Origin of the sequence: Frigidibacter oleivorans (assembly GCF_003993775.1) — a bacterium.
Taxonomy (GTDB): domain Bacteria; phylum Pseudomonadota; class Alphaproteobacteria; order Rhodobacterales; family Rhodobacteraceae; genus Frigidibacter; species Frigidibacter oleivorans.
Window position 1 is genome coordinate 1 of record NZ_RJRZ01000017.1, and the last position, 26,072, is coordinate 26,072.

The following is a 26,072-nucleotide window of genomic DNA, read 5'->3' on the forward strand; positions in this document are numbered from 1 at the left end:
ATGAAGATCCTCGTACCCGTGAAGCGGGTGATCGACTACAACGTGAAGGTCCGGGTGAAGTCGGACGGTTCGGGCGTCGATCTTGCGAATGTGAAGATGTCGATGAACCCCTTCGACGAGATCGCGGTGGAAGAGGCGATCCGGCTGAAGGAGAAGGGCGCGGCGGAAGAGGTCGTGGTGGTGTCGGTCGGCGTGAGGCAGGCGTCCGAGACGCTGCGCACGGCGCTGGCGATGGGCGCGGACCGGGCGATCCTGGTCGAGGCGGCCTCGGACGTGCATCAGGACATCGAGCCGCTGGCGGTGGCGAAGATCCTCGCCCGGGTGATCGAGGCGGAACAGCCCGGGCTGGTCATCGCCGGCAAGCAGGCGATCGACAACGACATGAACGCGACCGGGCAGATGCTGTCGGCGCTCCTGGGCTGGAGCCTCGCCACCTTCGCCTCGAAGGTCGAGATCGCGGGCGACAGCGCCACGGTCACGCGCGAGGTGGATGGCGGGCTGCAGACGATCAGGGTGACGCTGCCCGCGATCGTGACCGCCGACCTGCGCCTGAACGAGCCGCGCTATGCCTCGCTGCCGAACATCATGAAGGCCAAGAAGAAACCGCTGGAGGAGAAGACCGCCGCCGATCTGGGCGTCGACGTGACCCCGCGGCTGAGCGTGGTGACGACGGCCGAGCCGGCGGGCCGCAAGGCCGGGGTCAAGGTCGGCTCGGTGGACGAGCTGCTGGGCAAGCTGAAAGAGGCGGGGGTGATCTGATGACGGTTCTGCTGCTGGGAGAGACGGTCGAGGGCAAGCTGGCCACCGACGCGGTGGCCAAGGCGCTGACCGCGGTCGCGCCGCTGGGCGAGGTGCATCTGCTGATCGCGGGCGCGGGCGGCGAGGCGGCGGCGGCCGAGGCCGCGACGCTGCAGGGCGTGACCAGGGTGCTGTTCGCGGACGACCATGCCTATTGCCACGGGCTGGCCGAGCCGAACGCGGCGCTGGTCGCGGAACTGGCGCAGGGCCACAGCCATGTCGCCGCCGCCTCCACCGCCTTCGCCAAGGCGGTGCTGCCGCGGGTGGCGGCGCTGCTGGACGTGATGGTGATCCCCGAGGTGACGGCGGTGGTCGATGCCGAGACCTTCGAACGGCCGGTCTATGCCGGCAACGCGATCCAGACGGTGAAATCCTCGGATCCGGTGAAGGTCATCACCCTGCGCACCGCGGGCTTCGCCGCGGCGGGCACCGGCAATTCCGCCCCGGTGGAGCCGGTCTCGGGCGCGACCGGCGCGGGCCAGTCGGAATGGGTGGAGGACAGGGTGGCGGCCTCCGACCGTCCGGACCTGACCTCGGCGAAGATCGTCGTCTCCGGCGGGCGCGGCGTCGGGTCGGAGGAGAACTTCGCCATCGTCACCGCGCTCGCCGACAAGCTGGGCGGGGCGGTCGGCGCCTCGCGCGCGGCGGTCGATTCGGGCTATGCGCCGAACGACTGGCAGGTGGGCCAGACCGGCAAGGTGGTGGCGCCCGACCTCTATGTCGCGGTCGGCATCTCCGGCGCGATCCAGCACCTCGCCGGCATGAAGGACTCGAAGGTCATCGTCGCGATCAACAAGGACGAGGAGGCGCCGATCTTCCAGGTCGCCGATTACGGCCTCGTCGGCGACCTCTTCACCCTGGTCCCCGAACTGACCGAAAAACTCTGACGGCGGGGCCGGCCGGGCGAACCCCGGCCGGGCACCCTTCTGTCGTGAAAAATTCGCAGGCGCTTCACAGGCTGTCGGCTTGTCGCGTGACATGCCATTTGCCATGGTCGCGGGCAGTCAGCGAGGGATCTGCGATGGACATCAAGACGGTGAGCGACATCAGGTCGGTGGGCGTCGTCGGGGCGGGGCAGATGGGCAACGGCATCGCCCATGTCTTCGCGCTGGCGGGATACGAGGTCGTGCTGAACGACATCTCTGCCGACGCGCTCGACAAGGCGGTCGCGTTGATCGAGAAGAACCTCGACCGGCAGGTGAGCCGCGAGAAGATCACCGCCGATGCCCGGTCCGAGGCGCTGGCCCGCATCCGCACCACCACCACCCTGACCGATCTGGGAACCACCGATCTGGTGATCGAGGCCGCGACCGAGCGCGAGACGGTCAAGCAGGCGATCTTCCAAGAGCTTCAGCCGCACCTGAAGCCGACCACGATCCTGACCTCCAACACCTCCTCGATCTCGATCACCCGTCTGGCCAGCCGCACCGACCGCCCGGAACGGTTCATGGGCTTCCATTTCATGAATCCGGTTCCGGTGATGCAGCTGGTGGAACTGATCCGCGGCATCGCCACCGATCAGGCCACCTACGAGACGCTGCTGGCCGTGGTGCGGTCGCTGGGCAAGACCGCGGCCAGCGCCGAGGACTTCCCCGCCTTCATCGTCAACCGCATCCTGATGCCGATGATCAACGAGGCGGTCTACACCCTGTTCGAGGGCGTGGGCGACGTGACCTCGATCGACGAATCGATGAAGCTGGGCGCCAACCATCCGATGGGGCCGCTGGAACTGGCGGATTTCATCGGTCTGGACACCTGCCTTGCGATCATGAACGTGCTGCATGACGGGCTGGCCGATACCAAGTACCGCCCCTGCCCGCTGCTGACGAAGTATGTCGAGGCCGGCTGGCTGGGTCGCAAGACCGGCCGTGGCTTCTACGACTATCGCGGCGAGGTGCCGAAGCCCACCCGCTAGGGGTTTCGTCCCGGGGTTCGATGGAAGTCGGCCCCGGGGCAACGGCAGGTCCGGCTGGCAGAGCGGCAGGCGCATCGCTTCGCGCTCATGTCGGAGCGTCCCGGCAGGCCGGCCGCGCGCCGTCCGGCGGACCATGCGGATGGCCGCCGCCCCCGTCCGACGCATCCTCTTTCGGAGACAGACCGAAGGCACGCCGGAACGCCTGGCTGAAGGCGCTCTGCGACTGGTAGCCGACGGCGTTCGCTATGTCGGCCACGGTCGCGATGTCCTGTCTGAGAGCCGTCCGCGCCTTGGTCAGACGCCAGGCGCGAAGGTAGGACAGGGGCGGCTGACCGACGCGGCGGGCGAACTCGGCAGAAAAGGCAGCGCGCGACATGCCGGCGACGCCCGCCAGTTCGGCCACGGTCCAGGGATGAGCGACATTCCCGTGCAGGGCGGCGAGGGCCCGGCCGATGCGTGCGTCAAGAAGGGCGCCGAGCCAACCCATATCGCCGGTTTCGACATCTGCGGCATGAGTCCGGATCGCCTCGACCAGAAGGACATCGGCAAGGCGGGCGCTGACGATCGCGCGTCCGGGCATGTCTCGCCCCACCTCTTCCGACAAGAGGGTGAGAAGGACGGTGATCGTCCCCGACGCCGATGAGCCCCGGGGGACGAAGATGAAATCCGGCATCATGTCGAGAAGAAAGTCCGCGTTCGCCCCGTCGAAGGTGACCGTTCCGCCGATGGCGATCGTGTCGTCGCCGTTGAGGCGCGCCACATCGCGCTGCGGGCCGTCATAGAGGTCGCGACCATCCACCGGCCTCAGCGCGGGGTCGCTGGCAATGGCATAGTCGGTGCGACCGATCAGGCAGACGTCCCCCGCCTGCAGGAACTGCGGAGACCCACCCGGAACCAGCATCCACGACTGCCCCCTCAGGAGCGCCACGAACTTGAGCCGGTCGAGGCCGGGGAAGGCCAGCGCCCAGTTCCCCGCCGCTTCGATCCGCGTACAGCGCGTCACCCTTGCGCCGAGCACATCGAGTACGTCCGAGAGAGGATCGAGTGCGGAATTGGACGCCTGCGACAACTTCATGGACCTTCTGGCATCGTTCATCTTGCCATCCTCTCATAGATCCCTTCCGACAGGAACCAATCCGCCGAGAAGGAGCCCCCCATGAGTATCGAAGGCAAGGTCGTCGCCATCACCGGCGCGAGCAGCGGAATAGGTCGCGCCACGGCGAAACTGCTGGCCGGGCGCGGCGCCCGCGTCGTGCTGGGCGCCCGCAGGGAAAGCATGCTTCAGGCCCTTGAGGACGAAATCACCGCAGCCGGCGGCGCTGCTGCCGTCCGGACAATCGATGTCCGCAATCGCGGCGACCTCGAGGCGCTCGTCGCGACGGCGACCGATGTGTTCGGGCGGCTCGATGTCATCGTCAATTGTGCGGGGATCGGCCCGATCTCGCGCTTCGATGCCCTCAAGGTCGAGGACTGGGACGCGATGATCGACGTGAACCTGCGCGGCACGCTCTACGGGATCGCGGCCGCATTGCCGGTCTTCCAGCGCCAGAACTCGGGCCATGTGGTGAACGTCATCTCGACGGCCGGCATCGCGATCACCCCGACGATGGGCGTCTATGCGGCAACGAAGAACGCGGTGCGAACCGCGACCGAGGCGCTGCGGCAGGAAGCGGGGCCGAACCTGCGGGTGACCGAGGTTTCGCCCGGCATGATCTCGACCGATTTCATCGAGGGGATCACAGACGCCTCGGCGAAACAGAGGATCGCGACGCTTGTAAACGAGATCGCGATCCCGCCCGAGGCGATCGCGCGCGGGATTGCCTATGCCCTTGAACAGCCGTCCGACGTGGACGTGGGCAGTGTCGTGATCCGTCCCACCGCCCAGGCATGACCGCGCAAGGCGCGCATGGCCGGGCGGCTCGGCGGCGAGCGAAGGCCTAGGCCCCCCGCTCCAGCGCCAGCACATGCGCGCGGAGCCATGCCATGAATCCCCGCGGGTCCGCCCGCCACGACGCCAGCTCGGCCGCGGGGATCGGCTTGCCGATCACCGGGGCCTGCGGACGGTGCAGCGCGGCCTTGATCTCGTGCAGCAGCAGGCCCTGCCGCAGCGTGGCCGACAGCCGGTTCGCGATTTGGTAGGCCCGGCTGTTCTGTCCGGTGAAGCGGACGGGCAGGACCGCCGCCCCCGACCGCAGGATCATCTTGGCGGTGAAGACGTTCCATTCGGCCTCCACCGCCGGGCCGAACAGGCTGTCCGACGCCGCCACCCGGCCCGAGGGGAACAGCGCCACCGCCCCGCCCTGGGCCAGCTGCGTCATCGCCCGCGCCCGCATGTCGAGGTTGCGTTCATGGGCCTCGGCCTCGTGCGGGAAGGGCACAGGGATCATGAAGCGATCCACCTCGGGCACGCCGGTCAGCAGCGAGCGGGTCAGGATGCGATAGTCGGTGCGCACCCGGCCCAGCAGATCGGCCAGCACCATCCCGTCCACCAGCCCGTGCGGATGGTTCGCCACCACCACCAGCGGCCCCGTGGGGGGAATATGCGCGACCTCGGCCAGCGGGGTCCGGACCTCGATACCCATCTGTGCCAGCGCCTTGGGCCAAAAGGCCTGGCCATCGGGCACGCCCGAGGCCTCGAAGGCGCGGATATGGCGCAGCAGCGTCAGCTTGCCCGTCATCCATTCGACGGCGCGGATTGTGCCGGCCTGCCAGGGGTCGGGGAAGGTGCCGGCATAGGACAGGCGGCGCCGGTCATAGGGCCCGGAATCGTCGGGGGCGACTGCGGGCGGCGTCTCTGCAGGCGCGGCCGCTACGACCGGGGACACCGCCGTTGACACCGCCCCCGGCACCGCGCCGCTCAGAACGGCTCGCCGAAGCGGTCGGCCACCAGCGTTTCCAGCGCGGTGGCCAGAGGGGCCGACTCCGCGCCCGACGTCTCGATCTCGATGGTCGAGCCCTTCGATGCACCCAGCATCAACAGGCCCATGATGGAATCGCCCGACACCGTCATCCCGTCGCGGCTGACCTGCACCCGCGCGTCGAACCGTTCGACCACTTCCACGAACTTCGCCGACGCGCGGGCATGCAGGCCCTTCTCGTTGACGATCTTCAGCGTCTTCTGCACCCGTTCCGCCCGATCACCGCCCAGCCCGGCCCAGATCGCCGGTCTGGTAACAGTTGATGTATTTCCGCCCGGCGTCCAGTGCCGAGGCCACCGCCTCGCCCACCGTCAGTTGCCGGGACTTGGCCAACTTGATCAGCATCGGAAGATTGGCGCCGTAGAGGATCTGGCGGTCCTGCGGCGCGCAGGCCAGCAGCGACAGGTTGGAGGGCGAGCCGCCGAACATGTCGGTCACCACCACAACCCCCGCCCCTTCGTCGACGGCATCGGCGGCGGCCGAAATCTCGGATTGCTTCTGTGCGCGGTCGTGATCTTCCTCGATCGCGATGGCACGGATGCCGCTTTGCTTGCCCACCACATGTTCGACCGCTGCGAGATACTCGCGCGCCAGTCCGCCATGTGCGACGATCACGATCCCGATCACGCCTTGCCTACCCCTACGGTCGGTTGCGGTGCTGCACCAGCCCCACGACGTTCCAGTTCCCTGTGTCTCTTAGACACCTGCCACCCGTCCCGTGCAAGCGCAGCAGAAAGTTTTTCTGCAACTGCCACGGATCTGTGTTGCCCCCCGGTACAGCCCAGCCCGATCGTCAGATGGGCCTTGCCTTCGTCCACATGGGCCGGAAGAACCAGAGTCAGATAGTCAACAAGCGCGCGAAAGAAAGGGGCGAAGCGCGGATCGCCCTCGACATGGGCCGCGACCTCGGGCGCACGACCGTCCAAGGGGCGCAGCGCCTCGACCCAGTGCGGGTTGCTGAGAAAGCGGCAGTCGAACATCATGTCGAGCCCGCGGGGCACGCCGCGCTTGTAGCTGAAGCTGTGGATCGCCACCGCCAGCCCGCCGCCCTGCCCCGTCTGGAACCAGCGCAGCAATTCCGCCTTCAGGTCGTGCGGCGACAGGTCCGAGGTGTCGATCAGCACGTCGGCCCGCGCCCGGACCGGCGCCAGCAGGTCGATCTCGCGCGCGATCCCGAGGTCCGGCTCGGCATCGGGGGTCAGCGGGTGGCGGCGCCGCGTCTCGCCATAGCGGCGCAGCAGTTCCTCGGGCCGGCAATCGAGGTAGAGCAGTTCCAGATGCACGTCGGGCATCCGGGTCAGCCGGTCGATCCCCTCGATCAGCGCGGCGGCCGAGAATTCGCGGTTGCGGATGTCGATGCCAAGGGCGATGGGCCGCCCATAGGCCGGCCCGTCCAGCAGCCGCGGCACCAGGCTCAGGGGCAGGTTGTCGATCGCCTCATAGCCCAGATCCTCCAGCACCCGAATCGCCGTGGTCCGCCCGGCGCCCGAGGGTCCGGTGACCAGCACCAGCCGCTGGCCCTCTTGCGGAGCCGGATCGGCCGCTTCTGCGCCCCGTCCTTGCCATTGATCCCCGACGGCCATGCCCTTCCCGTTCCGCGCCCATCCGGCGGGCCACCGGCCGGGACCGCCGCCTTGGCCGGCTGGCGCGCCCGAACTCAGTCGACCCGGCAACCCCTCAGATATTGCAGGATCGCGCCGGGAAAATGCGCGCTCTCCACCTTATGAACAAGCGCGATCGGCAGGCCGAGCAGCATGAGCTGACGTCGGGGCGGCAAGCGTTCCGTTTCTGCAACGCCCAGATCCACCGCCAGCACAACCGGGGCGGGTCCGTACGCCTCTGCGGCGAGCAGGCCCACGCCCCGCGCCTCGATCCGGCCACGCAGCGGTTCGGGGCAACTGGCGATCAGCCTGTCGCCCTCCCGGTGCAGATCGACTCGGTCATCCGCGACCAGCCGCGCCCCCGCCGCCATCAGCGTCAGCGCCAGCCCCGACTTGCCCGCGCCGGAAGGTCCGAGGATCAGCAGCCCCCGCCCGCCCTCGGCCACGCAGGTCGCATGCAGGTTCAGCGCGGGCGTGCTGCCGCCCGTCTCCGTCACACCGGCAGGCCCACGACGAAGCGCGCGCCGAGCGGTGGCAGCATCGGGTCGGGATCGGCGGGGCGGATGTTTTCCGCCCAGATCACCCCGCCATGCGCCTCGACGATCTGTTTCGAGATGGCGAGACCCAGCCCCGAATGTTCGCCGAACTGGCCGGCGGGGCGTTCCGAATAGAAGCGCTTGAAGATCTTGGTCAGCGCGGTTTCCGGGATGCCCGGCCCGGTATCCTCGACCACCACCAGCACCCGGTTCTCGCGCTGGCGGGCCCAGACCCGCACCGCGTCGCCCGCCTCGCAGAAGGAAATGGCATTGGTGATCAGGTTGACGAAGACCTGTGCCAGCCGCTCTTCCAGCCCCAGCAGGACGATCGGTTCCGACGGCAGGTCGGTGATGTAGTCGATGCCCTTCTCGGCGGCCTGCTGGCCCAGATACTGGTTGATGTTGCCCAGCGTCTTCAGCAGGTCGAAGGATTCCTCCTCCTCCTTCACCAGCTCGCTGTCCAGCCGGCTGGCGTTGGAGATGTCGCTGACCAGCCGGTCGAGCCGGCGCACGTCATGTTCGATCACGTCCAGCAGCGTCGCGCGCTGATCGTCGCGCTTGGCGACCCGCAGAGTGCCCACCGCCGACCGCAGGCTGGCGAGCGGATTCTTGATCTCGTGCGCGACGTCGGCGGCGAACTGTTCGTTCGCGTCGATCCGGTCATAAAGCGCCGCGACCATGCCCCGCATCGCCCCGGACAGCCGCCCGATCTCGTCCGGGCGCGCGGTCAGGTCGGGGATGCGCACGCGTGCGGGGCTCATCTTCCGCGCATTGCGGTCGCGGCCCAGTTCGGCGGCCACGGCAAGGTCGGACAACGGGTTGGCGATGGTCGAGGCCAGGACCAGCGACAGCCCGATCGACACCAGGATGGCGATGATGAACATCTGCAGCACCTGTTCGCGCTCGGCCCGCACCAGATCGCCGATCTCGCCCGCGACCGAGCTGAGCGCCACCACCCCCACCACCTGTCCGTCATGGCGGATCGGCGTCGTCACGGCGAAGACGGCATCGCCCGGCCGCGCATGATCGGTCGCCACGCCGGTGCCGCCCTCTGCGGCGCGCGGCAGCAGCCCGCGCAGCATCGCCTCGGGGTCGGCGGCCGCCGCGGGTTCCACCTCGGGCCCGATGACCGAGGACAGGCCGCGCCAGACCGCGTTCAGGAAGTCGGTGATCGTGGTCGACCGCGGCGCGCGTTCCAGTTCCGGCACCGGATCCGGCGCGGTGCGGGGCAGGCCGCGCGTGGTGGCCAGCAATTGGCCCGCCGGATCATAGACGAACAACTCTACCTCGGGGGCGAGCGCGATACGCGACAGAAGCTGGTTCGCGCGGCCCAGATCCGCCGGCGCGCCGGGGACCATCCCCGCCTCGAACACATCGGCGACCAGCCGCGCCTCGGCCACCAGCCCGCGTTCGCGCTGCTGGACAAGGCTTTCGCGGAACGGGTTCAGGAACAGCACGCCCGCGACCATGATCAGCATGGCCAGCAGGTTGAAGGTGATGATCTTGCGCGCCAGCGGCGAACGGTTGACGGACAGGAACCCGCGCTTGGCGCGGCCCTCGCTGAGTTCGCTGTCGCCCATCGCCTCGGGCGAGACCCAGTCTTCGCCGAGGACGACGCCGGCGGTGCGGCTGGGTCTGGCCATGCGCAGATCCGGTTCCGAAACGAGGGTCATTCTTCGTTGTAGCGATAACCGATACCGTACAGGGTTTCGATCGCGGTAAAATCGTCATCGACGCTGCGCATCTTCTTGCGCAGCCGCTTGATGTGGCTGTCGATGGTGCGGTCGTCGACATAGACCTGGTCGTCATAGGCCACGTCCATCAGCTGGTCGCGGCTCTTGACGAAGCCCGGGCGCTGCGCCAGCGCCTGCAGCAGCAGGAATTCCGTCACCGTCAGCGCCACGTCGCGACCCTTCCACGACACCGAATGGCGCAGCGGGTCCATCGTCAGATGGCCCCGCACCATCACCTTGTTCTCTTCGGTGGTCGCGACCTCGCCGGAATTCACCGCCTCCTGGCGCCGCAGCAGGGCGCGGATGCGCTCGACCAGCAGCCGCTGCGAGAAGGGCTTCTTGACGTAGTCGTCCGCCCCCATGCGCAGGCCCAAAACCTCGTCGATCTCGTCATCCTTCGAGGTCAGGAAGATCACCGGCATCGAGGTGCGCTGCCGCAGCCGCTGCAGCAGGTCCATTCCGTCCATGCGCGGCATCTTGATGTCCAGCACCGCCATGTCCGGCAGACGTTTGGTAAAGGCCTCCAGCGCGGATTGCCCGTCGTTGTAGGTTTCGACCTCGAACCCCTCGGCCTCCAGCGTCATCGACACCGAGGTCAGGATGTTCCTGTCGTCATCGACCAGTGCAATCCTCGACATCGTCCAGCCCCATCCAGTTTATTTGCCTGATTTTTGACAGATAGTCCCTTGCCACGCGCGCAGAATCAATCGGTATCTGCGAATCGGCTGGTCTTGATCGCCGGAAGGGTGCAGTAAAATGCGCATGCTGGCTTTCTTGCCGCACCCTCGCGGGCCTTCCGCGGGCGGGCGGCGCCGCCCCGACGGACTGGTTGCGCTAAACCGACCTTGGTTGCGCTAACTCCGTCAATTCCCCCGTTTCTTCATGCTATCGTCATGTTATAGCGGCTGCGACGGCACGTTCCATCGTGGCTGTCCGGTGTTCTTCTGGCCCGGAATGCCGATCCTCAATGGAAGCCGACCTATCGGCTATGGGAGCTTGCACATGACCATCGGACGCGTGAATCCGGCGCATCGCCTGGAAGATCAGGGTATCAACGGTCTCGGGAACGTCTATTACAACCTGATCGAACCGGCCCTGGTCGAGGCGGCGGTGCAGCGCGAGGAAGGCCGTCTCGGGCTGGGCGGCACCTTCCTCGTCTCGACCGGCGTCTATACGGGCCGCTCGCCCAAGGACAAGTTCGTGGTCCGCAGCCCGGCGACCGAAGGCACGATCTGGTGGGAAAACAACGGCCCGATGGCACCCGAGGCCTTCGACCGGCTGTACGAGGACATGCTGGCCCACATGAAGGGCCGCGACTATTTCGTGCAGGACCTGTTCGCCGGCGCCGATCCGGAACACCGGCTGGACGTGCGGGTGGTGACGGAACTGGCCTGGCACGGGCTGTTCATCCGCCACCTGCTGCGCCGCCCCGACCGCGCGGAACTGGACGCCTTCGTCCCCGAGTTCACGATCATCAACTGCCCCAGCTTCAAGGCCGATCCGGCCCGCCACGGCTGCCGGACGGAAACCGTGATCGCGCTGAACTTCGACCGCAAGCTGATCCTGATCGGCAATACCGAATATGCGGGCGAGAACAAGAAGTCGGTCTTCACCCTGCTGAACTACATCCTGCCCGGCAAGGGCGTGATGCCGATGCACTGTTCGGCCAACCATGCCATCGGCGACACCGGCGAGACGGCGGTGTTCTTCGGCCTGTCGGGCACCGGCAAGACCACCCTGTCGGCCGATGCCTCGCGCACGCTGATCGGCGATGACGAACATGGCTGGTCGGAGAAGGGCACCTTCAACTTCGAGGGCGGCTGCTACGCCAAGACCATCAACCTGTCGCCCGAGGCCGAGCCGGAAATCTACGCCACGACCCGCCGCTTCGGCACCGTGATCGAGAACATGGTCTACGATCCCGAGACGCTGGAACTGGACTTCGCCGATGCGAGCCTGACCGAGAACACCCGCTGCGCCTATCCGCTCGACTACATCTCGAACGCGTCGGAGAGCGGCCTTGGCGGGCATCCGAAGAACGTGATCATGCTGACCTGCGATGCCTATGGCGTGCTGCCGCCGATCGCGCGGCTGACCCCGGCGCAGGCGATGTATCACTTCCTGTCGGGCTTCACCTCGAAGACGCCGGGCACGGAACGGGGCGTGACCGAACCGACGCCGACCTTCTCGACCTGCTTCGGCCAGCCCTTCATGCCCCGCCGCCCCGAGGCCTATGGCAAGCTGCTGCAGGAAAAGATCGCGCAGACCGGCGCCGAATGCTGGCTGGTCAATACCGGCTGGACCGGCGGCAAGTTCGGCGCGGGCAAGCGGATGCCGATCAAGGCCACCCGCGCGCTGCTGACCGCGGCGCTGGACGGCTCGCTGGCCAGGGCCGAGTTCCGCAAGGACCCGAACTTCGGCTTCGAGGTGCCGGTGTCGGTGCCGGGCGTGGACGACGCGCTGCTGAACCCGCGCGACACCTGGGCCGACAAGGCCGCCTATGACGCGCAGGCCCGCAAGCTGGTCGAGATGTTCTCGCAGAACTTCGCGCAATACGTCCCCTTCATCGACGCCGACGTGAAGGCCGCCGCCATCGGCTGAGCGAAGCGCAGGGGCAGGAACTGACGGGCGCCCCCTCGGGCGCCCGTTTCACATCAGGCCATCGCGGATCAGGTTCAGCCCGGTCAGCACCAGGAGGATCTGCGTGCCCTTGCGGAAGGTCTGCTGGTCCAGCCGGTCGTGCAGCCTGTAGCCCAGCCATGTCCCCGCCAGCGCCGGCACGGCCAATGCCACCGACAGCGGCATCCGGTCGGCCGTCAGCACGCCGCTGGTCAGGTGCCCGGCCATCAGCATGATCGAGCCGAGGAAGAAGAACACGCCCTGCACGCGCATCGCCTCGACCTTCGGCACCCTCAGCGACAGCAGGTAGACGATCAGCGGCGGCCCCCAGATCGCGGCGATCCCGCCATAGATGCCGCCGACCGCGCCCAGCACCACCTCGGCCCGGCGGCGATGCGTCAGGTTCAGCACCAGCGGCAGCCCGGCCAGCTGCGCCCCCGCATAAGCGGTGATCGGCAGCCCGAGCGCCAGCAGCAGCGCCCGGTCCGGGATCGACTCGACGAACTGGGCCGAGATCAGGATGAAGCCCATCGTGACGGCCAGCATCAGCCGATAGTCCCAGGCGGTGCGCAGCGCGCTGCGCCAGCCGTCGCGCAGGCATTGCATCAGGTTGCTGAACAGCAGCGGCAACATGATCGCGGTCAGCACGATCTCGTGCGGCAGGAACGAGCCGAGCGCCGACACCATGATCAGCGGCATGGCGAAACCGATCGCCCCCTTGACGAACCCGGCCCCCAGAGTGATGGCCATGGCCAGCCAGAAGGCCCAGATCTCGATCCCGAACATGCGTGGTTCTCCTTCCGTCCGGCCTGCCTAGCGGATGCGGCCGGTCGAGGCCAGCCGCCGCCGTCCTGGCCGCCGCGCGCCGCCGCGGATCAGTGGCGCTCGCCCAGCCGGGGATGCAACCGTCCGGCCAGCGCGAAGGTTGCGGCCATGCCCGCGCCGCAGGCGGCGAAGATGCCGGGGATCGGCGCCACCAGCAGCACGATCCAGGCCACCCCCGGCGTCACGATCCCCGACACGTCGCGAAAGCTGGAATAGACCGCCGCCATCTCGGCCCGTTCCGAGGGCTTGACCGCCATCAGGAAGGGCAGGCCGCCGCTCATGTCCAGCAGCACCAGGAAGAAGGTTGCCGCGAACAGGGCTGCCACCGCCACCGGCGGCCATGCCCCCATCAGGCCGGCGAGCCCCGCCAGCCCGAAGGCCAGCGCCGCCCCCGCGAACCCCACCCGGACCGTGCCGCGCACCCCCGCATGCTGCATCCCGCGCAGCATCAGCGGGGTCAGGAAGGCCAGCGCGTTGGAGAAGGAAAAGATGATGCCGCCCAGCCGGTCGCCCAGCCCCGCCTCGATGCAGAAGATCGGCAGGTAGACGACATAGACCCACCAGCCGCAGGACCGCACCACGGCGAAGATCCAGCCGGTGACCAGACGCGGCTGGTGCAGGAAGCGCGACAGATAGGCCAGCGGGTTGGGCGCGGGCCTGCGCGCGCGGCTGATCTGCTTGCCGTTCCCCAGCCGCAGCCGCCAGAACACCGCCAGCAGCACCAGCGCGAAGACCTGCGCCAGCAGGAAGGGCAGCGGCGGCCAGATGTTCAGCAGCGTCACCCCCAGCACCGGTCCCCCCGACCAGGCAAAGGCGGAATAGAACATCTTCATCTGCTCGCCCCGCCCCAGTTCGGGGCGCGAGATGTAGTCCATCACATAGGCGTTGAGGTTGATGAAGATGGTGACCGTGGCCGCGCAATTGACGAGATAGGCGAAAGGCACCAGCGCCGGCACGCCCGACATCGCCAGCAGCGGCCCGGCGAGGTAGAGGCAGCCGCCGAGCGTATACAGCCAGCGGCGCGGGATGAACCGCCCGGCCCAGGGCACCATCAACCCGATGACCAGCGCCCCCAGCCCCACGAGGAAATAGGCGCGGCTGACCGCCGCCGCATCCTGCAGCGCGCGATACATGACGATCGGCCAGACCGAGACGAGCGTGGCACGCACGGCAGCATCGACCGCGGCCAGAATGGCGAAGGCCCGAACGCCCGGCATCGGCACGTGCCGCAGCACGACGGGGATATAACGGGCGGCCATGATACTCCTCGCCCGCAGGGAACGCCGGGACAGGCGATCTGGCTAGGCCGGATGCGACAGGACGTGTCGCTGACGAACCCTTTCGCTAGCCTGCCCGGGCCAGCAGATCGACCAGCCGGCGCCGCGCCTCGGGCAGCGGCCGGTCGCCCAGATCGCCCGCCATCCGGTCGAGGAAATGGCCGGTCAGCCGCAACGCCGCCGCGACATCGCCGGCAAGCGGGTCGGCGCCGGGCTCCTGCCCCAGCAGCACGGGGGGCAGCGGCAGCAGCCGGTCCGCCCAGTCGCCCGCCCCGGCCCGGCTGACCGCGCGTCCGCTGCGCGGGCTGACGAAGGCCAGATCGCCTGCCTGCCCGGTTACCGCGCAGCGCGACAGGTCCAGCGCATAACCCAGTTCCTCCAGCAGCAGCAATTCCCACCGCAGATAGGCCGCGGTCCAGCCCGGCCCGGCCGCCAGCGCCTCGGCCAGGACCTGCGTCACGCCGTAGAGCCGCGGATGCGGCTCACGCTCCGGCAGGCCAAAGCGCAAGAGTGCACAGAGCGAATTGAGCGCAGCCAGCGCCGCCCGGTCCGACAGGATCGCGGCGCGGGATCGCAGGGGTTCGACCGTGAAGGCGCCGATATGGTCCTCCAGACGCGCGCGCCAGGACAGATCGACCAGCGCGCCCGGCTGCAGCATCGGCGCGATCCGGCGCGACACCCCGCCCCGCACCACACCCGCATGGCGGCCGCGTCCGGGGGTGAAGGCCTCGATGATCGCCGAGGTCTCGCCATGCGGGCGGACCGAGATCAGCATCCCTTCGTCCCGCCAGTCCATCGCGGACCGCCGGTCAGGCCGGTTCGCGCAGGACGCGGGGCACCTTGAACTCCACCGTCTCGACCGCCGTCTCGACAATCTCCACCGTGGTGTCGAAGCGGGCGCGGAAGGCGTCGAGCACCTCGTTGACCAGCACCTCGGGGGCAGAGGCGCCGGCCGTGACCCCCACCGCCCGCAGGTCGCCGAGCGCCCGCCAGTCGATATCGGCCGCCCGCTGCACCAGCTGCGCATAGCCGCACCCCGCCGCCCGGCCGACCTCGACCAGCCGCCGCGAATTCGAGGAGTTCGGCGCGCCGATCACCAGCAGCGCGTCGATCTTCGGCGCGATCGACTTCACCGCAGCCTGCCGGTTGGTCGTGGCATAGCAGATGTCCTCGCGCGCGGGTCCGACGATTGCCGGAAACCGCGCCTTCAGCGCCGCGACGATCTCGGCGGTATCGTCCACCGACAGCGTGGTCTGGGTGATGAAGGCGAGTTTTTCCGGATCGCGCGGGACCAGCCCCGCGACATCGGCCACGGTTTCCACCAGCAGCACCTCGCCCGGGGGCAGCTGGCCCATCGTGCCCAGCGTCTCGGGATGGCCGGCATGGCCGATCATCACCATCTGCAGCCCGTTCTCGTGATGGCGCGCAGCCTCGCTATGCACCTTGGTCACCAGCGGGCAGGTTGCGTCCACATGCACGAGGTTGCGGCGCTGCGCCTCGGCCGGGATCGCCTTGGGCACGCCATGGGCCGAAAACACCACCGGGCGGTCATCGGGGCAGTCGTCCAGTTCCTCGACAAAGACCGCGCCCTTGGCGCGCAGCCCGTCCACCACGAAGCGGTTGTGCACGATCTCGTGCCGGACATAGACCGGCGCGCCCCATTTCTCCAGCGCCAGCTCGACGATGCGGATCGCGCGGTCCACGCCGGCGCAGAACCCCCGCGGCGCGGCGAGGTACAGCGTCAGCGGCGGGCGGCCGTCCTGCGGCATGCCGGGGGCGGGGTTGGTCTGGGTCATCGCGGGCCAGTCCTGCAAGAGCGTCGCTGCCACAGGTAAGGCGGCGGCGCCGACGCGTCCAGTGCCGGGCGCGGGCGGTGGCGGTTACTTGACCTCGACCGCGGCGCTTTCGTCCCGCTCCTGCGCGCGGGTTTCGCGCGGCGGACGGCCGATCACCTCGCGCAGCTCGTCAAGCTCGATGAAGTTGTCGGCCTGGCGGCGCAGCTCGTCGGCGATCATCGGCGGCTGGCTGCGGATGGTCGACACGACCGAGACCCGCACCCCCTGCCGCTGCAGGCTTTCCACCAGCGGACGGAAATCGCCGTCGCCCGAGAACAGCACGATATGGTCGACCCGCGGCGCCAGCTCCATGGCATCGACCGTCAGCTCGATATCCATGTTGCCCTTGACCTTCCGGCGGCCCTGGCTGTCGGTGTATTCCTTGGCAGGCTTCGTCACCATGGCGAAGCCGTTGTAGTGCAGCCAGTCGACCAGCGGCCGGATCGGCGAATAATCGTCGTTCTCCAGCAGCGCGGTATAGTAGAACGCACGCACCAGCTTGCCCCGGCGCATGAATTCCTGTCTCAGCAGCTTGTAGTCTATATCGAAGCCAAGAGCTTTCGCCGCCGCGTAAAGGTTCGAGCCATCAATGAACAGCGCAAGCCGTTCGTCCTTGTAAAACATATAATCTGTTCCTTTCGAATCGCCGCGCCCCGGATCATCCGTGAGTGGTGGTCGAGAAGCTGATACGGGGTAGGCGGAGTATTCCGGCGGCGAGACATTTGAAGGATGATGTGCCCCGCGTCCATCCGCAAGATAGGTGACGTCACGAAATGGTCACTTTCCCATACCTGGCCCTAGGCGCGAACTTGCCGACGGGGATGCAATCTGCAGATGAAACGCTGCGGCGTGCAATTGCGCAACTGGAAACAGAGCGTTTTCATATCCGCGACATAGGCCGCTTCTTTCACACCCCCGCCTTTCCGCAGGGCAGCGGGCCGGACTATGTCAATGCCGCCGCGCGGGCGGAGACGGACCTGCCGGCAGAGGCGGTCCTTGCGCATCTGCACGCGGTCGAGGCCCGGCTGGGGCGCGAAAGGACGGGACGTTGGGCGGCGCGCACCGTGGATATCGACCTGCTGGCCATCGGTGATTCGATCCTGCCCGACGGCGCGGAGCAGGCCCGCTGGCGCACCCTGCCGCCCGGCCGGCAGCACATCGAGACGCCTGACCGGCTGATCCTGCCGCATCCGCGGATCACGGAACGCGCCTTCGTGCTGGTGCCGCTGGCCGATATCGCCCCGCTCTGGCAGGATCCCGTGACGGGGCGCCGCCTGCCGGACCTGCTGGCGGCGCTCGACCCGGCCGAGGTGGCGGCGGTGCGGCCGATCTGACGACGCCCGCTTCGCGCGACCCGGTCGTTCCCGGTGCCCAACCCTTCCCGCTTGTCAATACCGGACGGACCGCCTATGTAGCGCACTCATCTTCCATGCAGGATGGAGTTGCCGATGGCCCGCGTGACGGTCGAAGACTGCGTTGACAAGGTTCCGAACCGTTTCGAGCTGGTGATGCTCGCCTCCCACCGCGCGCGAGAGATCGCGGCGGGGTCGCCGATCACCATCGACCGCGACAACGACAAGAACCCCGTCGTAAGCCTGCGCGAGATCGCGGAAGAGACGCAGGGCGCCGAAGACCTGCGCGAGCGGCTGATCGCCAGCCAGCAGACGCAGATCGAGATCGACGAACCGGAAGAAGACAGCATGTCGCTGCTGATGGGTTCGGGCGAGGCCGACCGCCCGGCGCAGGACGACATGGACGAAGAGCGCCTGTTGCGGCAGCTCATGGAAGCCCAGAACCAGGGCTGACGCGGGATCGGGGCTGGCGGAGCGGAATGATCGACGTCGAAGACCTGATCGCGCTGATCCGCAACTACAATCCCCGCACCAATGGCGATCTGATCCGGGCGGCCTATGACTATGGCCGCCTGATGCATGAAGGGCAGATGCGCCAGTCGGGCGAGCCCTATTTCTCGCACCCCGTCGCCGTCGCCGCCATCCTGACCGAGATGCGGCTGGACGACGCGACGATCATCACCGCCCTTCTGCACGACACGATTGAGGACACCCGCGCCTCGTGGAAGGAAATCGCCAGCCGCTTCGGCGACGAGGTGGCGGACCTTGTTGACGGCGTGACGAAGCTGACCAACCTGCAGCTGTCCTCGACCGAGACGAAGCAGGCCGAAAACTTCCGCAAGCTGTTCATGGCGATGTCCCGCGACCTGCGGGTGATCCTCGTCAAGCTGGCCGACCGGCTGCACAACATGCGCACCATCAAGTCGATGCGCCCCGACAAGCAGGTGCAGAAGGCGCGCGAGACGATGGACATCTTTGCCCCGCTGGCGGGCCGGATGGGCATGCAGTGGATGCGCGAGGAACTGGAGGATCTGTCCTTCAAGGTCCTGAACCCCGAGGCCCGCAATTCGATCATCCGCCGCTTCCTGACGCTGCAGCGGGAATCGGGCGACGTGATCCCGAAGATCAGCTCGGACATCCGCAGCGAACTGGAAAAGGCCGATGTCGAGGCCGATGTCTTCGGCCGCGCCAAGAAGCCCTATTCGATCTGGCGCAAGATGCAGGAGAAAAGCCTTGCCTTTTCGCGCCTGTCCGACATCTACGGCTTTCGCATCATCACCCGGACCGAGGCCGACTGCTATCGCGTGCTCGGCGTCATCCATACCCGCTGGCGGGCGGTGCCGGGCCGGTTCAAGGACTATATCAGCCAGCCGAAATCGAACGGCTACCGCTCGATCCACACCACCGTGTCGGGACGCGACGGCAAGCGGGTCGAGGTGCAGATCCGCACCCGCCAGATGCACGAGGTGGCCGAGGCCGGCGTGGCCGCCCACTGGTCCTATCGCGACGGGGTCCGGGCGAAGAACCCCTTCGCCGTCGATCCCGGCCGCTGGATCGAGACGCTGACGAAAAGCTTCGACGAGGGCGACCACGACGAGTTCCTCGAGAACGTGAAGCTCGAGATGTACACCGACCAGGTGTTCTGCTTCACGCCCAAGGGCGATGTCGTGCAGCTGCCCAAGGGGGCGACGCCGCTCGACTACGCCTATGCCATCCACACGCGGATCGGCAATTCCTGCGTCGGCGCCAAGGTGGACGGCATCCGCGTGCCGCTGTGGACCCGGCTGCGCAACGGCCAGTCGGTCGAGATCATCACTGCCGCCGGGCAGCGGCCGCAGGCCACCTGGCTCGACATCGTGGTGACGGGCCGGGCCAAGGCCGCGATCCGCCGGTCGCTGCGCGAGGAGGACCGCGAACGCTTCGTCAAGCTGGGGCAGGAACTGGCGCGGGTGGCCTTCGAACATGTCGGCCGGAAATGCACCGACAAGGCGCTGCGCACCGCGGCGCGGACGCTGGGCCTGCCCGACGAGGTCGAGGTGCTGGCACGGCTCGGCAGCGCGGAACTGACCGCGCGCGAGGTGGTCGAGGCGATCTATCCCGAACTGGTCTCGACCCAGGCCGACGAGGTCGATGCCCGCCGGCCGGTCGTGGGGCTGGGCCCCGACCAGACCTTCCGCCGCGCCAGTTGCTGCCAGCCGCTGCCGGGCGAGCGGATCGTCGGCATCACCTATCGCGGCCAGGGCGTCATCGTCCACGCGATCGACTGCCCCGCCCTGGCGGAGTTCGAGGAACAGCCGGACCGCTGGATCGACCTGCACTGGCATTCCGGCCGCCACGGCGCGGTGCATACCGTCAGCCTGAACCTGACGATCGCCAATGACGCGGGGGTTCTGGGCCGGATCTGCACCTTGATCGGCCAGCAGCGGGCGAATATCTCCGACATGCATTTCGTCGACAGAAAACCCGACTTCTACCGGCTGATCGTCGAGGTCGATCTGCGGGATGTGGAACACCTGCACATGGTGCTGACGGCGCTGGAGGCCGAAAGCGACGTGGCGCAGGTGGAACGCCACCGCGATCTGGCCCGCCGGCCCGGAAACTGAAAGGTCGCCGGTGGTCTTCAAGCGCCGCATCCCCCGGTCCTACCTGCAGGTGGTGACGCAGTTCTTCTATCCGCGCGGCGGCTGGCTGCGGGCGGCGACCTATACTTGGCACCGGCTGCGGCGCCTGCCGGACGAACCGCACCGCATCGCGCGCGGGGTGGGCGCAGGCATCTTCATCTCGTTCACGCCGCTCTTCGGCATCCATTTCTTCGGCGGCGGCCTGCTGGCCTGGCTGATCCGCGGCAATATCTTCGCGGCGCTGATCGGCACCTTCGCCGGCAATCCCGTCACCATCCCCTTCATCGCCATCAGCTCGGTCACGCTCGGCCGCTGGATGCTGGGGGTGGAAGGCGACACCGCCTTCCACGCCATCGTCGGGGCCTTTTCCCGCGCGACGCAGGAGATGTGGTGGAACGTCACCGCGATGTTCACCGACCGCGTCGCGCATTGGAGCGGGCTGGACCTGTTCTTCGACACGATCTTCCTGCCTTATCTGGTCGGGGGGCTGGTGCCGGGGCTGGCGGCGGGGATCGCCGGGCATTACCTGACCCTGCCGCTGATCGCCGCCTATCAGAAGCGGCGCGGGCGCAAGCTGCGCGAACGGGCGGAAAAGCTGCGCGCCGCCGCGCGGTCCCGCGCCGAAGGCGGGCCGGGCTGAACGGCCCCTCCCCCCACCCTTTGCCCGTCCTTTGCCACGCATACAATTCGTCGATGGCCGTGCGGTTGCCGCCGCGCTAGGGTCCGGCCACCCCGGACCACAGCATGACGGCGCCGCACAGATGACCGCACCCACCGCCCCCCTTGGACGCCTTCGCCTCGGCGTCAACATCGACCATGTCGCCACCGTGCGGAACGCCCGCGGATCGGCCTATCCCGACCCGGTGCGCGCCGCGAAACTGGCCGAGGCCGCCGGCGCCGACGGCATTACCGCCCATCTGCGCGAGGATCGCCGCCATATCTCCGACGCGGATATCGAGGCGCTGATGGCGGCGCTGACCCTGCCCCTGAACTTCGAGATGGCGGCCACGGCCGAGATGCAGGCCATCGCCCTGCGCCACCGCCCCCACGCCGTCTGCATCGTTCCCGAAAAGCGCGAGGAGCGCACGACCGAAGGCGGGCTGGAAGTCGCGCGCGAGGAGAACCGGCTGGCGCATTTCATCGCCCCCCTGCGCGATGCCGGGTGCCGCGTGTCGATCTTCATCGCCGCCGATCCCCGCCAGATCGAGGCGGCCGCCCGCATCGGCGCGGCGGTGATCGAGCTGCACACCGGCGCCTATTGCGACCTGCATGCGGAGGGGCAGATCGACCAGCGCGATGCCGAGCTCGCCCGGCTGCGGGACATGGCGGCCTTCGCGCATTCGCTGGGGCTGGAGGTGCATGCCGGCCACGGGCTGACCTATGACACGGTGCAGCCGGTCGCGGCCTTTCCCGAGGTGATGGAGCTGAACATCGGTCATTTCCTGATCGGCGAGGCGATCTTCCGCGGGCTGGACCCGGCGATCCGGGAAATGCGGCGGCTGATGGACGCGGCGCGGGCCTGACCGGCCTCAGGCCATGAAGCCCGACCGCGCCAGTTCCGCCCGCAGCCACAGGGCGAAGGCGCGCGCGGCAGGCCCGGGGCGGCGCGTCCCGGAGGTGACCAGCCAGTAGTGCAGGTCGGTCCCGACGAATCCCGGCGGCAGCGCCACCAGCGTGCCCCGCTCCAGCGCATCGGCCGCCACCACCTCGAAGGCGAGAAACACCCCCGCGCCCGAGATCGCCGCGTCGAGGCAGAGCGAGGCGTCCGAGAAGACCGGCCCCTCGCCAAGCTGCAGATCGGCCAGGCCCTGCGGGGCGAGCCAGACCTCCCAGCCGAACATCGGCGCAGGCTCGCGGATCACCGGCAGCCGGGCCAGATCCGCCGGGCCCGCGAAGCGCGCCGCCAGGTCGGGGGCGCAGACCGCGGCCACGCGCTGGCGGAACAGCGGCTCGGCCCGCAGGCCGGGATAGGGCCCGCGGCCGACCCGGATGCAGAGATCGACATCCGATCGGTCGGGATCGGCCAGCGCCACATCGGCCTCGATCCGCACCTTCACCTCGGGATGGGCGCGCTGGAAGCCGGGCAGCCGCCAGATCAGCCAGCGCGAGGCCAGGATCGGCGCGACGGAGACGGTCAGCAGGTCGCCCCGCCCGGGATCGAGCCGGGCGACGGCGGCGGCGATCTGGCCGAAGCCCGCACGCAGAAGCGGCGCGACCTCGGCCCCGGCCTCCGTCAGTTGCATCCCCTCGGGCTGGCGCAGGAACAGCGCGCGGCCAAGCGCCGCCTCGGTCCGGGCCACCTGCTGGCTGACCGCGCCGGGGGTCACGCCCAGTTCCGCGGCGGCCGCGCGAAGCGAGCCGAGCCGGGCCACGGCCTCGACCGCGCGCAGGCCCGACAGGTGAAGGCGGTTCAGGGGCTGCATTCAGAAAACCTTAACTCCGGCGCAGAAGAACTGGCCTTTTCGCGGGGTGCGACCTGCCTCAGATATTAAGCAGATTTGAAGGTGAAAGTCATGATCTGGAAATTCCTGTTCCGCCGCCGCTTCCGCGGCTCTCCGGCTCCGGCCCCGCGACCGGGCGATGCGCTGCTGGATCACCCGGCGCTGGTCGGGCTCTGCCCCGCGCAGCTGGCCGACCTGCCGCTGCCCCGCCCCCGGCGGGGCTGACCGCGCGGGCGACCCGCCTCCCCAAGCGCTTGGGCCGCTTGCGCCGCGCCGCGGATGCGGGGATACCTGCCCGGCCAGCCAGCAGCCCGGAGCGCGCCGTGATCCTCGGCATCGGAACAGACCTTGCCAATATCGACCGGATCGCCGCGACGCTGGACCGCTTCGGCGACAGGTTCCGCAACCGCGTCTTCACGCCCACGGAACAGCGCCGCGCCGAACGCCGGGCCGATGTCGCGGGCACCTATGCCAAACGCTGGGCGGCGAAAGAGGCATGTTCCAAGGCGCTCGGCACCGGGCTGCGCATGGGCATCGCCTGGCGCGACATGGCGGTGACGAACCTGCCCACCGGCCAGCCGGTGATGGCGCTGACCGGCTGGGCCGCCGAACGGCTGGCCGCCATGACCCCGCCGGGGCATGAGGCGGTGGTGCATGTCAGCCTGACGGACGATCACCCCTGGGCGCAGGCTTTCGTGGTGATCGAGGCGCGTCCGCTGGCGGCAGCGGCAGCGGCAGAGCCGGCCCCCGGACCTCACGCCCCCGAAACTTGACTCCCCGCGCCCCCCGCCGCATGTAGCGCGGGACGCAGGGCGGCACAGGGCATCATGGCACTCGGATTTTCTAAGAAGGCAAAGAAGGACGAAGGCGGGATCGTCGAGACGGTCAAGACCGTCGTCTACGCGCTGCTGATCGCCGGCATCTTCCGCACGCTGTTCTTCCAGCCGTTCTGGATCCCCTCGGGCTCGATGAAGGACACGCTGCTGATCGGCGATTTCCTCTTCGTCAACAAGATGGCCTATGGCTATTCTCGCTATTCCTGCCCCTTCTCGATCTGCCCGATCTCGGGGCGCATCCTCGCCTCGGACCCCGAACGCGGCGACGTGGTGGTGTTCAAGCATCCCGCCAACGGCACCGACTTCATCAAGCGGCTGATCGGCCTGCCCGGCGATACGGTGCAGATGCGCGAGGGGCGGCTCTACCTCAACGGCCAGCCGGTCGAGGTCGCCGATGCCGGCACCTTCGAGGAGATCAAGGAACCGCAGGGCCCGCAGGGCATCCAGCCCCGCTGCGCCAACGACCCGGTCGGGCTGGGCGGCACCTGCATCAAGGAACGCCAGACCGAAACGCTGCCCAATGGGGTCAGCCATGACGTGCTGAACATCGGCGACGGCTGGGCGGACAACACGCCCGTCTTCACGGTTCCTCCGGGCCACTACTTCTTCATGGGCGACAACCGCGACAACAGCCAGGACAGCCGCTTTGCGCTGGCCGCCGACGGCGTCGGCATGGTGCCCGCGGAATTCCTCGTCGGCCGGGCCGACCGCATCATGTTCTCGGCCGCCGGCCGCAGCCTGTTCTTCTTCTGGACATGGCGCGGCGACCGTTTCTTCAAGGCGGTCGAGTGAAGCTGGCGGGCGATCTTCACGCCTTTCAGGCCCGGATCGGGCATGACTTCCGGCGGCCCGAGCTTCTGGTTCGGGCCGTCACGCATTCCTCGCTGTCTTCGGCGGTGCGGCCCTCGAACGAGCGGCTGGAGTTTCTGGGCGACCGGGTGCTGGGCCTCGCCATCGCCGAGGCGCTGTTCGCCGCCGACCGGGGCGCGGCCGAGGGCCAGCTTGCCCCCCGGTTCAACGCGCTGGTGCGGCTGGAAACCTGCGCCGCCGTGGCGCGCGAGGTGGGTCTGGGCGAGGTGCTGAAACTCGGCCGGTCCGAGATGATGACCGGCGGGCGACGCAAGGACGCCCTTCTGGGCGACGCGATGGAGGCGGTGATCGCCGCCGTCTATCTGGATGCGGGGTTCGAGCCGGCGCGGGATCTGGTGCTGCGCCTCTGGGGCAGCCGGATCGCCGAGGCCGCGGACCGCGCCCGCGACGCGAAATCGAGCCTGCAGGAATGGGCGCAGGCGCGCGGCATGAAGCTGCCCGTCTATACGGTGATCGACCGCGAGGGCGCCGATCACGACCCCCGCTTCACCGTCGAGGTGCGGGTGGATACAGGCGACGCGGCCACCGCCACCGCCGGATCGAAACGCGCGGCGGAACAGGCGGCGGCGCAGGCGCTGCTGGACCGGCTGGAGGGCGAGAATGACTGACCTGACCGAAGACGACACCCCCGCGTCCGGCCCCACCCGCGCGGGCTTCGTCGCGCTGATCGGCGAGCCGAATGCCGGCAAGTCGACGCTGCTGAACCGCATGGTCGGGGCCAAGGTCTCGATCGTCACCCACAAGGTGCAGACCACCCGCGCCCGCATCCGGGGTGTCTGCATGGCGGGGCAGTCGCAGATCGTCTTCGTCGACACGCCGGGCCTGTTCCGCCCGCGCCGCCGGCTCGACCGGGCGATGGTCGCCGCCGCCTGGGGCGGGGCCGCGGATGCCGATGCCATCGTCCTGCTGATCGAGGCGCATCGCGGCCTGACCGAGGGCGTGAAGACCATCCTCGACGCGCTGGTGCATCGCGCCGGCGGCCGGCCCGTCGCGCTGGCCATCAACAAGATCGACCGGGTGAAGGCCGAGACCCTGCTGGGCCTGTCGGAACGGATGAACGAGGCCTTCGCCTTCAACCGGACCTTCATGATCTCGGCCGAGAAGGGCTATGGCGTCGACGACCTGCGCGACTGGCTGGCAGGCGAGGTGCCCGAAGGCCCGTGGCTGTACCCCGAGGACCAGATCGCCGACCTGCCGATGCGGATGATCGCGGCCGAGATCACGCGCGAGAAGCTGACCCTGCGCCTGCACGAGGAAATCCCCTACCAGCTGACGGTCGAGACCGAGAAATGGGAAGAACGGCAGGACGGATCGGCCCGGGTGGACCAGATCGTCTATGTCGCCCGCGACGGCCACAAGGGCATCGTGCTGGGCAAGGGCGGCGAGACGATCAAGGGCATCTCCACCGCCGCCCGCGCCGAACTGGCCGAATTCATGGGTCGGCCGGTGCACCTGTTCCTGCAGGTCAAGGTCCGGCCCAACTGGCTGGAAGAGGCGGAACGCTATTCGGAAATGGGCCTCGATTTCCGCGACGGCGACTGATGGCGGCCGAGGCGCGGCTGGCCACCCATGTCTGGGTCGGGGCCTATCTGGCGCGGCTGCGGCTGGCCGACATCCCGGTCTATGTCACCGCGAAGGGCGATCCGGACGCGGGCACGGTGATCGTGAAATGCGCCACGCTGGACGGGCAGGCCCGCGCCTATCACCGCAGCTATGACCTCGCCGCGGGTGCCCGGGTCTGGGTCCTGCTGGCCGAGGGGCCGGAGCCCGAGGTGGATGCCGTCCTCGCCCGCCAGCGCGGCCGCGACCGCGACCTGTGGCTGATCGAGATCGAGAGCCGCGACGGGCGCACCCTGCTCGACGAACCCGGCCTCGCCGGCTGACGCCCCGCTGTT

The 26,072-nt window shown here is 68.6% G+C and carries 30 protein-coding genes; 16 read left to right on the forward strand and 14 right to left on the reverse strand.

Annotated features, from left to right (window positions below; genetic code table 11):
* The 3 genes from EEY80_RS16545 (at position 1) to EEY80_RS16555 (ending at position 2,713) form a co-directional block, all read left to right on the forward strand.
* Positions 1 to 759 (forward strand): electron transfer flavoprotein subunit beta/FixA family protein, encoded by a 759-nt coding sequence (locus EEY80_RS16545; RefSeq protein ID WP_126978400.1) that lies wholly within the window; start codon positions 1 to 3, stop codon positions 757 to 759.
* Positions 759 to 1,685, forward strand: coding sequence for an electron transfer flavoprotein subunit alpha/FixB family protein (locus EEY80_RS16550; RefSeq protein WP_126978402.1), 927 nt, complete (start codon positions 759 to 761; stop codon positions 1,683 to 1,685). The genes EEY80_RS16545 and EEY80_RS16550 overlap by 1 nt, the downstream gene beginning before the upstream one ends.
* A gap of 134 nt (positions 1,686 to 1,819) precedes the next feature.
* Positions 1,820 to 2,713, forward strand: a complete 894-nt coding sequence (locus EEY80_RS16555) for a 3-hydroxybutyryl-CoA dehydrogenase (protein WP_126978404.1) — start codon at positions 1,820 to 1,822, stop codon at positions 2,711 to 2,713.
* Positions 2,714 to 2,798: 85 nt separating this feature from the next.
* Here EEY80_RS16555 and EEY80_RS16560 read toward each other — a convergent pair whose 3' ends face one another.
* Positions 2,799 to 3,809, reverse strand: a complete 1,011-nt coding sequence (locus tag EEY80_RS16560) for an AraC family transcriptional regulator (RefSeq protein ID WP_205749146.1) — start codon at positions 3,807 to 3,809, stop codon at positions 2,799 to 2,801.
* Between the two features lie 60 nt (positions 3,810 to 3,869).
* Here EEY80_RS16560 and EEY80_RS16565 point away from each other — a divergent pair, with 60 nt between their 5' ends.
* A complete protein-coding gene (locus EEY80_RS16565; RefSeq protein WP_126978406.1) occupies positions 3,870 to 4,604 on the forward strand; it encodes an SDR family oxidoreductase in 735 nt (244 codons plus the stop codon).
* A 46-nt stretch (positions 4,605 to 4,650) separates the two neighbouring features.
* Here the strand turns inward: EEY80_RS16565 and EEY80_RS16570 are convergent, their stop codons facing one another.
* From EEY80_RS16570 to EEY80_RS16600, 7 genes are all read right to left on the reverse strand, one after another.
* The gene (locus EEY80_RS16570; protein ID WP_126978408.1) at positions 4,651 to 5,538 is read right to left on the reverse strand and encodes a lysophospholipid acyltransferase family protein; all 888 of its coding nucleotides are present in this window, start codon (positions 5,536 to 5,538) and stop codon (positions 4,651 to 4,653) included.
* Between the two features lie 32 nt (positions 5,539 to 5,570).
* Positions 5,571 to 5,837, reverse strand: coding sequence for an HPr family phosphocarrier protein (locus tag EEY80_RS16575; RefSeq protein ID WP_126978410.1), 267 nt, complete (start codon positions 5,835 to 5,837; stop codon positions 5,571 to 5,573).
* A 13-nt stretch (positions 5,838 to 5,850) separates the two neighbouring features.
* Positions 5,851 to 6,258, reverse strand: coding sequence for a PTS sugar transporter subunit IIA (locus tag EEY80_RS16580; RefSeq protein ID WP_126978412.1), 408 nt, complete (start codon positions 6,256 to 6,258; stop codon positions 5,851 to 5,853).
* A complete protein-coding gene (gene rapZ / locus EEY80_RS16585; protein ID WP_126978414.1) occupies positions 6,255 to 7,214 on the reverse strand; it encodes an RNase adapter RapZ in 960 nt (319 codons plus the stop codon). Before rapZ ends, EEY80_RS16580 begins: the two co-directional genes overlap by 4 nt.
* Before the next feature lie 74 nt (positions 7,215 to 7,288).
* Positions 7,289 to 7,729, reverse strand: coding sequence for an HPr kinase/phosphorylase (locus EEY80_RS16590; protein ID WP_235829885.1), 441 nt, complete (start codon positions 7,727 to 7,729; stop codon positions 7,289 to 7,291).
* A complete protein-coding gene (locus EEY80_RS16595; protein ID WP_126978416.1) occupies positions 7,726 to 9,441 on the reverse strand; it encodes a sensor histidine kinase in 1,716 nt (571 codons plus the stop codon). The genes EEY80_RS16590 and EEY80_RS16595 overlap by 4 nt, the downstream gene beginning before the upstream one ends.
* A complete protein-coding gene (locus EEY80_RS16600) occupies positions 9,438 to 10,139 on the reverse strand; it encodes a response regulator transcription factor (protein WP_126978418.1) in 702 nt (233 codons plus the stop codon). The genes EEY80_RS16595 and EEY80_RS16600 overlap by 4 nt, the downstream gene beginning before the upstream one ends.
* A 364-nt stretch (positions 10,140 to 10,503) precedes the next feature.
* On the opposite strand from EEY80_RS16600, the gene EEY80_RS16605 reads away from it, so the two are divergent.
* The gene (locus EEY80_RS16605) at positions 10,504 to 12,102 is read left to right on the forward strand and encodes a phosphoenolpyruvate carboxykinase (RefSeq protein WP_126978420.1); all 1,599 of its coding nucleotides are present in this window, start codon (positions 10,504 to 10,506) and stop codon (positions 12,100 to 12,102) included.
* A gap of 48 nt (positions 12,103 to 12,150) precedes the next feature.
* On the opposite strand, the gene EEY80_RS16610 is transcribed toward EEY80_RS16605, so the two are convergent.
* The 5 genes from EEY80_RS16610 to EEY80_RS16630 form a co-directional block, all read right to left on the reverse strand.
* Positions 12,151 to 12,906 carry a sulfite exporter TauE/SafE family protein gene (locus EEY80_RS16610; protein WP_126978422.1) on the reverse strand — a complete coding sequence of 252 codons (756 nt, stop codon included), beginning with the start codon at positions 12,904 to 12,906 and terminating at the stop codon, positions 12,151 to 12,153.
* Positions 12,907 to 12,995: 89 nt separating this feature from the next.
* Entirely contained in the window at positions 12,996 to 14,204 is a 1,209-nt protein-coding gene (locus EEY80_RS16615) for an MFS transporter (RefSeq protein ID WP_126978424.1), read from the reverse strand.
* 85 nt (positions 14,205 to 14,289) lie between these two features.
* A complete protein-coding gene (gene recO / locus EEY80_RS16620; protein ID WP_126978426.1) occupies positions 14,290 to 15,018 on the reverse strand; it encodes a DNA repair protein RecO in 729 nt (242 codons plus the stop codon).
* Between the two features lie 13 nt (positions 15,019 to 15,031).
* On the reverse strand, positions 15,032 to 16,018 hold the full coding sequence (gene ispH, locus EEY80_RS16625; RefSeq protein ID WP_235829887.1) for a 4-hydroxy-3-methylbut-2-enyl diphosphate reductase: 987 nt from the start codon (positions 16,016 to 16,018) through the stop codon (positions 15,032 to 15,034).
* 84 nt (positions 16,019 to 16,102) lie between these two features.
* On the reverse strand, positions 16,103 to 16,681 hold the full coding sequence (locus EEY80_RS16630; protein WP_126978428.1) for a LabA-like NYN domain-containing protein: 579 nt from the start codon (positions 16,679 to 16,681) through the stop codon (positions 16,103 to 16,105).
* 149 nt (positions 16,682 to 16,830) lie between these two features.
* Between EEY80_RS16630 and folK the strand changes: the two genes are divergently transcribed.
* The 5 genes from folK to EEY80_RS16655 all read left to right on the forward strand — a co-directional run bounded on the left by folK (position 16,831) and on the right by EEY80_RS16655 (position 21,553).
* The gene (folK, locus tag EEY80_RS16635; protein ID WP_126978430.1) at positions 16,831 to 17,391 is read left to right on the forward strand and encodes a 2-amino-4-hydroxy-6-hydroxymethyldihydropteridine diphosphokinase; all 561 of its coding nucleotides are present in this window, start codon (positions 16,831 to 16,833) and stop codon (positions 17,389 to 17,391) included.
* A 114-nt stretch (positions 17,392 to 17,505) separates the two neighbouring features.
* On the forward strand, positions 17,506 to 17,862 hold the full coding sequence (gene rpoZ, locus EEY80_RS16640) for a DNA-directed RNA polymerase subunit omega (RefSeq protein WP_126978432.1): 357 nt from the start codon (positions 17,506 to 17,508) through the stop codon (positions 17,860 to 17,862).
* A gap of 26 nt (positions 17,863 to 17,888) precedes the next feature.
* Positions 17,889 to 20,012: a RelA/SpoT family protein gene (locus tag EEY80_RS16645; RefSeq protein WP_126978434.1), complete on the forward strand. Its 2,124-nt coding sequence runs from the start codon at positions 17,889 to 17,891 to the stop codon at positions 20,010 to 20,012.
* Positions 20,013 to 20,022: 10 nt separating this feature from the next.
* The gene (locus EEY80_RS16650) at positions 20,023 to 20,670 is read left to right on the forward strand and encodes a DUF2062 domain-containing protein (RefSeq protein WP_126978436.1); all 648 of its coding nucleotides are present in this window, start codon (positions 20,023 to 20,025) and stop codon (positions 20,668 to 20,670) included.
* Positions 20,671 to 20,791: 121 nt separating this feature from the next.
* Entirely contained in the window at positions 20,792 to 21,553 is a 762-nt protein-coding gene (locus tag EEY80_RS16655; protein ID WP_126978438.1) for a pyridoxine 5'-phosphate synthase, read from the forward strand.
* A gap of 6 nt (positions 21,554 to 21,559) precedes the next feature.
* Here the strand turns inward: EEY80_RS16655 and EEY80_RS16660 are convergent, their stop codons facing one another.
* The gene (locus tag EEY80_RS16660) at positions 21,560 to 22,453 is read right to left on the reverse strand and encodes a LysR substrate-binding domain-containing protein (protein WP_126978440.1); all 894 of its coding nucleotides are present in this window, start codon (positions 22,451 to 22,453) and stop codon (positions 21,560 to 21,562) included.
* A 90-nt stretch (positions 22,454 to 22,543) separates the two neighbouring features.
* Here EEY80_RS16660 and EEY80_RS20165 point away from each other — a divergent pair, with 90 nt between their 5' ends.
* The 6 genes from EEY80_RS20165 to EEY80_RS16685 all read left to right on the forward strand — a co-directional run bounded on the left by EEY80_RS20165 (position 22,544) and on the right by EEY80_RS16685 (position 26,060).
* Complete coding sequence (locus EEY80_RS20165; protein ID WP_164738286.1) at positions 22,544 to 22,696, forward strand: hypothetical protein; 153 nt, start codon at positions 22,544 to 22,546, stop codon at positions 22,694 to 22,696.
* Between the two features lie 98 nt (positions 22,697 to 22,794).
* Positions 22,795 to 23,244, forward strand: coding sequence for a holo-ACP synthase (gene acpS, locus EEY80_RS16665; RefSeq protein ID WP_126978442.1), 450 nt, complete (start codon positions 22,795 to 22,797; stop codon positions 23,242 to 23,244).
* Between the two features lie 54 nt (positions 23,245 to 23,298).
* Positions 23,299 to 24,099 carry a signal peptidase I gene (lepB, locus tag EEY80_RS16670; RefSeq protein WP_126978444.1) on the forward strand — a complete coding sequence of 267 codons (801 nt, stop codon included), beginning with the start codon at positions 23,299 to 23,301 and terminating at the stop codon, positions 24,097 to 24,099.
* On the forward strand, positions 24,096 to 24,785 hold the full coding sequence (gene rnc / locus EEY80_RS16675) for a ribonuclease III (protein WP_126978446.1): 690 nt from the start codon (positions 24,096 to 24,098) through the stop codon (positions 24,783 to 24,785). The genes lepB and rnc overlap by 4 nt, the downstream gene beginning before the upstream one ends.
* Positions 24,778 to 25,719, forward strand: a complete 942-nt coding sequence (gene era, locus EEY80_RS16680) for a GTPase Era (RefSeq protein ID WP_126978448.1) — start codon at positions 24,778 to 24,780, stop codon at positions 25,717 to 25,719. The genes rnc and era overlap by 8 nt, the downstream gene beginning before the upstream one ends.
* On the forward strand, positions 25,719 to 26,060 hold the full coding sequence (locus tag EEY80_RS16685; protein ID WP_126978450.1) for a DUF1491 family protein: 342 nt from the start codon (positions 25,719 to 25,721) through the stop codon (positions 26,058 to 26,060). The genes era and EEY80_RS16685 overlap by 1 nt, the downstream gene beginning before the upstream one ends.
* Positions 26,061 to 26,072 lie beyond the last annotated feature (12 nt).

Coding starts and splice junctions, on each gene's coding strand:
- EEY80_RS16545 (WP_126978400.1), top strand. CDS start 1: ATGAAGATCCTCGTACCCGTGAAGCGGGTGATCGACTACAACGTGAAG.
- EEY80_RS16550 (WP_126978402.1), top strand. CDS start 759: ATGACGGTTCTGCTGCTGGGAGAGACGGTCGAGGGCAAGCTGGCCACC.
- EEY80_RS16555 (WP_126978404.1), top strand. CDS start 1,820: ATGGACATCAAGACGGTGAGCGACATCAGGTCGGTGGGCGTCGTCGGG.
- EEY80_RS16560 (WP_205749146.1), bottom strand. CDS start 3,809: ATGAACGATGCCAGAAGGTCCATGAAGTTGTCGCAGGCGTCCAATTCC.
- EEY80_RS16565 (WP_126978406.1), top strand. CDS start 3,870: ATGAGTATCGAAGGCAAGGTCGTCGCCATCACCGGCGCGAGCAGCGGA.
- rapZ (WP_126978414.1), bottom strand. CDS start 7,214: ATGGCCGTCGGGGATCAATGGCAAGGACGGGGCGCAGAAGCGGCCGAT.
- EEY80_RS16595 (WP_126978416.1), bottom strand. CDS start 9,441: ATGACCCTCGTTTCGGAACCGGATCTGCGCATGGCCAGACCCAGCCGC.
- EEY80_RS16600 (WP_126978418.1), bottom strand. CDS start 10,139: ATGTCGAGGATTGCACTGGTCGATGACGACAGGAACATCCTGACCTCG.
- EEY80_RS16605 (WP_126978420.1), top strand. CDS start 10,504: ATGACCATCGGACGCGTGAATCCGGCGCATCGCCTGGAAGATCAGGGT.
- EEY80_RS16610 (WP_126978422.1), bottom strand. CDS start 12,906: ATGTTCGGGATCGAGATCTGGGCCTTCTGGCTGGCCATGGCCATCACT.
- EEY80_RS16615 (WP_126978424.1), bottom strand. CDS start 14,204: ATGGCCGCCCGTTATATCCCCGTCGTGCTGCGGCACGTGCCGATGCCG.
- recO (WP_126978426.1), bottom strand. CDS start 15,018: ATGGACTGGCGGGACGAAGGGATGCTGATCTCGGTCCGCCCGCATGGC.
- ispH (WP_235829887.1), bottom strand. CDS start 16,018: ATGACCCAGACCAACCCCGCCCCCGGCATGCCGCAGGACGGCCGCCCG.
- EEY80_RS16630 (WP_126978428.1), bottom strand. CDS start 16,681: ATGTTTTACAAGGACGAACGGCTTGCGCTGTTCATTGATGGCTCGAAC.
- folK (WP_126978430.1), top strand. CDS start 16,831: ATGGTCACTTTCCCATACCTGGCCCTAGGCGCGAACTTGCCGACGGGG.
- rpoZ (WP_126978432.1), top strand. CDS start 17,506: ATGGCCCGCGTGACGGTCGAAGACTGCGTTGACAAGGTTCCGAACCGT.
- EEY80_RS16645 (WP_126978434.1), top strand. CDS start 17,889: ATGATCGACGTCGAAGACCTGATCGCGCTGATCCGCAACTACAATCCC.
- EEY80_RS16655 (WP_126978438.1), top strand. CDS start 20,792: ATGACCGCACCCACCGCCCCCCTTGGACGCCTTCGCCTCGGCGTCAAC.
- EEY80_RS16660 (WP_126978440.1), bottom strand. CDS start 22,453: ATGCAGCCCCTGAACCGCCTTCACCTGTCGGGCCTGCGCGCGGTCGAG.
- EEY80_RS20165 (WP_164738286.1), top strand. CDS start 22,544: ATGATCTGGAAATTCCTGTTCCGCCGCCGCTTCCGCGGCTCTCCGGCT.
- lepB (WP_126978444.1), top strand. CDS start 23,299: ATGGCACTCGGATTTTCTAAGAAGGCAAAGAAGGACGAAGGCGGGATC.
- era (WP_126978448.1), top strand. CDS start 24,778: ATGACTGACCTGACCGAAGACGACACCCCCGCGTCCGGCCCCACCCGC.
- EEY80_RS16685 (WP_126978450.1), top strand. CDS start 25,719: ATGGCGGCCGAGGCGCGGCTGGCCACCCATGTCTGGGTCGGGGCCTAT.